This is a genomic window from Rhodopseudomonas parapalustris, assembly GCF_053772255.1.
In genome coordinates this window covers 287,739-293,738 of the sequence record NZ_JAMKBZ010000004.1, presented here as the reverse complement: position 1 = coordinate 293,738, position 6,000 = coordinate 287,739, and the positions used below count along the sequence as shown (strand labels likewise).

Here is a 6,000-nt window from a genome sequence, read left to right as displayed (position 1 = left end):
GCTTGACCCGCGCATCCATCCGCTATCGTAAAAGAGTCTCTCATCCGATGGATTGCCGGATCAAGTCCGGCAATGACGTCAGGGGTTCAATGCCGCCACCCGTTTTCCGATTTGCGCCGAGCCCGAACGGCTATCTGCACCTCGGCCACGCTTATTCGGCGCTGCTGAATACCGATCTGGCGCGGGCGAGTGGCGGCCGGCTGTTGCTGCGGATCGAGGACATCGACCGCACCCGTTGCCGGCCGGAGTTCGAACAGGCGATCTACGAAGATCTGTCCTGGCTCGGCGTCGGCTGGGACGGCGAGGTACGGCGGCAGTCGGATCATCTCGAGCTGTATCGCGAGGCGGTCGATCGGCTTTCCGCACAGGGGCTGATCTATCCGGCATTCGAAAGCCGCGCCGAGATCGCCCGGCTGGTCGCGGAGAAGGAAACGGTGGCGCCGTGGCCGCGCGATCCCGACGGCGCGCCGCTCTATCCGGGGATCGGCAAGCAGCTCTCGGCTCAGAAGCGCGCCGAGCTGATCGCTGCCGGCGTGCCCTATGCTCTGCGGCTCGACATGCCGGCCGCGCTCGCGCTGGCCGGTGAGCTGCATTGGCAGGAGTACGGCAGCGGTCCCGAGGGAGAGACCGGCAGCATCGCGGCGCGGCCGGAGGCGTGGGGCGACGTGATCGTTGCGCGCAAGGAGACGCCGACCAGCTACCACCTTTCGGTGGTGATCGACGACGCCCTGCAGGGCATCACCGAGGTGGTCCGCGGCGCCGACCTGTTCTGGTCGACCTCGGTGCACCGGCTGCTGCAACATCTGCTCGGCCTGCCGGCGCCGGCGTATCGGCACCACGCTATCGTCCGCGACGCAGAAGGGCGCAAATTGTCGAAATCGACCGGGGCCACCGGCTTGCGGGAGCTGCGTGCCGCCGGGGTGTCGCCACTGGATATCCGGACCATGGTTGGGCTTGCCGCCGCCGTCTGAGTGTCGCCTGATGCAGCCGTTTGGTGTTATCGGAGCGGGACTTCGCGGCGTGACTCGACGGCCTCGGACGTGGCATTGTCGCCTGCACGGTTCGGGGGACACATGGCGGTGAAATCGCGCGCGTTGCGCAGCGGGCGGACGCAGGTCAAGCGGACGCCGCCGAAACGCGTCCGCCGCAAGAAGCCGTCCGCCTCCGGCATGATCGAGACCATGCTGGCGACCTTCGCCCACGAGGTCCGCACCCCGCTCACCGGCATTCTGGCCGTCAGCGACCTGCTGGCGACCTCCGATCTCGGCGAGCGCGAGCGGCGCTGGGTCGACACCATCAAGGCGGGGGCCGAGCACCTGTCCGGCCTCGCGACATTGTTCGTCGATGCCGCTCGGCTCGGCAGCACCGGCCTCGGGTTGCGCTCGGAGTTCTTCGATCTGCGGGCGCTCGCCCGCCACGCCGGCGACTCGCTGTCCGGCCGCGCCGCCGCCAAGGGCCTGCGTGCGACGGTGACAATTTCGTCGCGGCTGCCGAGCTTTGTGATCGGCGACGCGGTGCGGCTTCGCGCCGCGCTGGAAAACCTGATCGACAACGCGGTCAAGTTCACAGAGCGCGGCGATGTCGCGCTGAAGGTCACGGCAGCCTCCGCCGGCCGCGGCAAGGCGCAGGTCTCGTTCGCGGTGTCCGACAGCGGCATCGGGCTGTCGCTCGCCGAGATCAAGCGGCTGTTCCGGCCGTTCTCGCAGGCCAATGTCGGCATCGCTGCACGGTTCGGTGGTGCCGGTCTCGGGCTGTCGTCGGTGCGGCAAATTGCCCGGGCGCTCGGCGGCGACGTCACCGTGGCCCAGCGGCCGCGCGGCGGCACCTTGTTCACCCTGACGGTGGTGCTGGAGCGGGCCAAGCCGCCGCAGGCGCCGACCGCCGAGGGCGGAACGCGCGCGGAAGACGTCCGGCCGCTCCGGATCCTCAGCGTCGAAGACAACCCGTTCGGCCGCGTGGTGCTGAACGCCATCCTGACCGAGCTCGGCCATTCCTGCGAGTTCGTCGGCAGCGGCGAGGCGGTGCCGGAGCGGCTGGCCAGGGGCGAGTTCGATGCGGTGCTGATGGACATGGTGCTGCCCGGGATCAGCGGCGTCGAGGCGATCGAGCGGATCCGAGCGCTGCCGCCGCCGCTCGGTACGATTCCGATCGTCGGCGTGTCCGGGCGCGATCAGGACGAGGCTGCGGCGCGCAAGGCGGGGGCCGGGGGATTCCTGCTCAAGCCGGTTTCGCCCCGGACTCTCGCAACTGCGCTTCTTGCAGTGTCGTTCCCTCGGGGAGCCGCGACTTGATGATAGCGGCGTTCAATTCGCCGCCGAACACGAAGATCGCGGCGATGAAATACAGGAACACCAGCGCGATGATCACCGAGGCGAGCCCCGCATACATCGACACGTAGTTGTTGGCGAACCGCGCCAGATACATGCCGAACGCCATGCCGGAAATCAGCGAGGCGCTGATGGTGAAGACGATGCCCGGCAGGATCTGCCGAAACGAACGCCGCCCCGCCGGCAGATAGGCGTGCAGCAGGAACAGCGCCAAAGTCAGCGCGCTGATCGCGATGCCGTAGCGGGCGATCGTCAGCAGCGGCTCGTTGTCGTGCACCAGCAGTGGGACGTACAGCCGTGCGGTCGCGAGAATCAACGGCCCCAGAACGATCAGGAAGCCCATCGCCAGCGCCGTGAAAGCCGCCACCAAGGTGTAGCCGATCGATTCCAGGCGCAACAAGTACCAGGGGCGCGGCTCGATCACCGCATAGGCGCGGTTGAGCCCGACCCGCAGGCTCTCGACGCCGTTGGAGGCGAAGTACAGCGCCAGCAGCAGGCCGATCGTCAGCACGCCGCCGCGGGTGGTGGTCAGCACGTCGTGGATTTCGCCCGACAGCGTGCTGGCGACCTGGGCCGGCCAGACGTCGAGCAGCAGTTCGGCCGCGCGGTCAGCGAGCTCACGGGAGCCGACGAAACCGGCCAGTGACGTCAGCACGATCAGGAATGGAAACAGCGCCATCAGGGTCGACAGCGCAATGTGGCTGGAGATTGCCCATCCGTCGTCGGCCAGGAACGTATAAAGCGCATCGACGATGACCGTATAGGCGTAGCGGATCTGCCTCACGAGTCACCTTGTCACGAGTTGCGGCCGGCGGCGGGGTGGGGAGACCTTAGCATCCGATACTAACCGGCTCCACCCGGGATCGTTGCACCCGGCGCCATCGCGGGGATGGCGCGGAATCAGAGGCGGTGTTATGAAACCTAGATGGCAACGTTTCTGAGTTCAATCGCTCTGCCGATCGCGCTCTGCGCTGTCGCGCTGGTGCTCATGCTCGGTCTGATCAACATGATGCGGGGCGGCTCGCCGAACCGGTCGCAGACCCTGATGCGTTGGCGGGTGTTGCTGCAATTCGTCGCCATCGTCATCACCATGCTTGCGGTCTGGGCGCTGGGCCGTTAGCTGCCCCCCAAGTCCCGCCTCACCAGACTCCCGGCTCATTAGGTCTTCCGCAGCAGGAATCCCGCGCGATGGTCGTTCTCAATCGAATCTACACCCGCACCGGAGACGACGGCACCACCGCACTCGGCAGCGGCGAGCGTCGGCCGAAATACGATCTGCGGATCGCGGCCTACGGCACTGTCGACGAGACCAACGCTGCGCTCGGCGTGGCGCGGCTGTATTTGTCCGAGCTGCCGGAACTCGACGCCATGATCGGGCGTATTCAGAACGATCTGTTCGACCTCGGGGCCGACCTCGCGGTTCCCGAGCGGGAGGGCAAAGCCGAGCGGCTGCGCGTGCTGTCGAGCCAGGTGGAGCGCCTGGAGCGCGACATCGATCAGCTCAACGAAAGCCTCGCTCCTCTGACTTCATTTGTACTGCCGGGCGGCAAGCCGGCAGCCGCTTACCTGCATGTCGCGCGGACAATATGCCGTCGTGCGGAACGCGCGATGGTGGAACTCGGCGCCCGGCCCAACGAGAGGATTACCCCTGCGGCCGTCCAGTACGTCAACCGGTTGTCGGACTTCCTGTTTGTCGCGGCCCGCCTGGCGAACGACGGCGGCGCCCGCGACGTGCTTTGGGTGCCGGGCCAGAACCGCTAGGGAACAAGCGGTTTTTGGCTTTGCCGCGTTGACCCCGGTTAGGAGGGGCTTTAGGTTCCGCCGCCACAACTAAAGATTACCCACCGCAACACGAAAGAGGATCGATGAAGGTTCTGGTGCCGGTCAAGCGCGTGGTCGACTATAACGTCAAGATCCGCGTCAAGAGCGACGGGTCGGGCGTTGAACTCGCCAACGTCAAGATGTCGATGAATCCGTTCGACGAGATCGCCGTCGAAGAAGCGCTGCGTCTCAAAGAGGCCGGCAAGGCGACCGAAGTCGTCGTGGTCTCGATCGGACCGGCGCAAGCGTCGGAAACCCTGCGCACCGGCCTCGCCATGGGCGCCGACCGCGGCATCCTGGTCAAGGTCGACGGCGTGGTCGAGCCGCTGGCGGTCGCCAAGATCCTCAAGGGCGTTGCCGACGAGGAAAAGCCGGGACTGATCATTCTCGGCAAGCAGGCGATCGACGACGACTCCAACCAGACCGGCCAGATGCTGGCCGCGCTGCTCGGCTGGGCACAGGCGACCTTCGCCTCCAAGCTCGAAGTCGACGGCTCCGACTTCACGGTCGCGCGTGAAGTCGACGGCGGTTCGCAGACCGTCAAGCTGAAGGGCCCGGCGATCGTCACCACCGATCTGCGGCTCAACGAGCCGCGCTACGCCAGCCTGCCGAACATCATGAAGGCCAAGAAGAAGCCGATCGCGGAGAAGACCGCGGCCGACTACGGCGTCGACGTTTCGCCGCGCCTCGAAGTTCTGAAGACCGTCGAGCCGGGCGGCCGCAAGGCCGGCGTCAAGGTCAAGGACGTCGCTGAACTGGTCTCGAAGCTCAAGAACGAAGCGGGTGTTATCTGATGGCCACGCTGCTGATTGCCGAACACGACAACTCTCAGCTCAAGGACGCCACCAACAAGGCGATGACCGCCGCCGCTGCGCTCGGCGGCGAGGTGCATGTGCTGGTTGCCGGCCAGGGCTGCAAGGCCGCTGCCGACGCCGCCGCCAAGCTGCAGGGTGCCGCCAAGGTGCTGCTCGCCGAGGCGCCCGCCTATGAGCACGATCTCGCCGAGCCGCTGGCCGCGCTGATCGTTTCGCTCGCCGGCAGCTACGACGCGATCGTCGCTCCGGCGACCTCGCGGTTCAAGAACGTGATGCCGCGCGTCGCCGCACTGCTCGACGTCATGCAGGTGTCGGAGATCATCAAGGTGGTCGCGCCCGACACCTTCGAGCGTCCGATCTACGCCGGCAACGCGATCCAGACCGTGAAGTCGAAGGACGCCAAGAAGGTCATCACCGTCCGCACCTCGACCTTCCAGGCGACCGCGGGCGAAGGTGGCAGCGCTGCGGTCGAGACCGTCGCGGCGGCGGCCGATCCGGGGCTGTCGAGCTTCGTCGGCGAGGAAGTCGCCAAGAGCGATCGTCCCGAACTGTCGTCGGCCAAGATCATCGTGTCGGGCGGCCGTGCGATGCAGAGCCGCGAGAACTTCACCAAGTACATCGAGCCGCTCGCCGACAAGCTCGGCGCCGGTGTCGGCGCCTCGCGCGCCGCGGTCGATGCCGGCTATGCGCCGAACGACTGGCAGGTCGGACAGACCGGCAAGGTGGTGGCGCCGGAGCTGTACATCGCGATCGGCATTTCCGGCGCGATCCAGCATCTGGCCGGCATGAAGGACTCCAAGGTGATCGTCGCGATCAACAAGGACGAAGACGCGCCGATCTTCCAGGTCGCGGACTACGGCCTTGTCGCCGACCTCTACCAGGCGGTTCCGGAGCTGACCGAAGAGCTCGGCAAGCTCGGCAAGTAACGCCTTCACGGCGGACGAACCCGGCCCCGGGGCCGGGTTCGTTGCAGAAGCCTTAAGCGTTCACCGGCTAACTGTCCGGGCGCCGAAACTCGGACAGCGGCGCGGGAATGT

7 protein-coding genes are annotated in these 6,000 nt (G+C 66.8%); 6 read left to right on the top strand and 1 reads right to left on the bottom strand.

The features are described 5' to 3' along the window. Positions 1-89 precede the first annotated feature (89 nt). Positions 90-971 (top strand): tRNA glutamyl-Q(34) synthetase GluQRS, encoded by an 882-nt coding sequence (gene gluQRS, locus M9H71_RS06215; protein WP_455404198.1) that lies wholly within the window; start codon positions 90-92, stop codon positions 969-971. Positions 972-1,073: 102 nt separating this feature from the next. Next, a complete protein-coding gene (locus tag M9H71_RS06210) occupies positions 1,074-2,291 on the top strand; it encodes an ATP-binding protein (protein WP_455404197.1) in 1,218 nt (405 codons plus the stop codon). Here the strand turns inward: M9H71_RS06210 and M9H71_RS06205 are convergent. Beyond that, a complete protein-coding gene (locus M9H71_RS06205; RefSeq protein WP_455404196.1) occupies positions 2,218-3,111 on the bottom strand; it encodes a YihY/virulence factor BrkB family protein in 894 nt (297 codons plus the stop codon). The two genes, M9H71_RS06210 and M9H71_RS06205, sit on opposite strands and share 74 nt — an antisense overlap. 141 nt (positions 3,112-3,252) lie before the next feature. Here M9H71_RS06205 and M9H71_RS06200 point away from each other — a divergent pair, with 141 nt between their 5' ends. The 4 genes from M9H71_RS06200 (at position 3,253) to M9H71_RS06185 (ending at position 5,889) form a co-directional block, all read left to right on the top strand. Then, a complete protein-coding gene (locus tag M9H71_RS06200; protein WP_164606186.1) occupies positions 3,253-3,447 on the top strand; it encodes a twin transmembrane helix small protein in 195 nt (64 codons plus the stop codon). A gap of 68 nt (positions 3,448-3,515) precedes the next feature. Further along, positions 3,516-4,088: a cob(I)yrinic acid a,c-diamide adenosyltransferase gene (locus M9H71_RS06195; protein ID WP_455404195.1), complete on the top strand. Its 573-nt coding sequence runs from the start codon at positions 3,516-3,518 to the stop codon at positions 4,086-4,088. A gap of 104 nt (positions 4,089-4,192) precedes the next feature. Beyond that, on the top strand, positions 4,193-4,942 hold the full coding sequence (locus M9H71_RS06190) for an electron transfer flavoprotein subunit beta/FixA family protein (RefSeq protein WP_455404194.1): 750 nt from the start codon (positions 4,193-4,195) through the stop codon (positions 4,940-4,942). Then, positions 4,942-5,889 carry an electron transfer flavoprotein subunit alpha/FixB family protein gene (locus M9H71_RS06185; RefSeq protein WP_455404193.1) on the top strand — a complete coding sequence of 316 codons (948 nt, stop codon included), beginning with the start codon at positions 4,942-4,944 and terminating at the stop codon, positions 5,887-5,889. Before M9H71_RS06190 ends, M9H71_RS06185 begins: the two co-directional genes overlap by 1 nt. Positions 5,890-6,000: the final 111 nt, after the last annotated feature.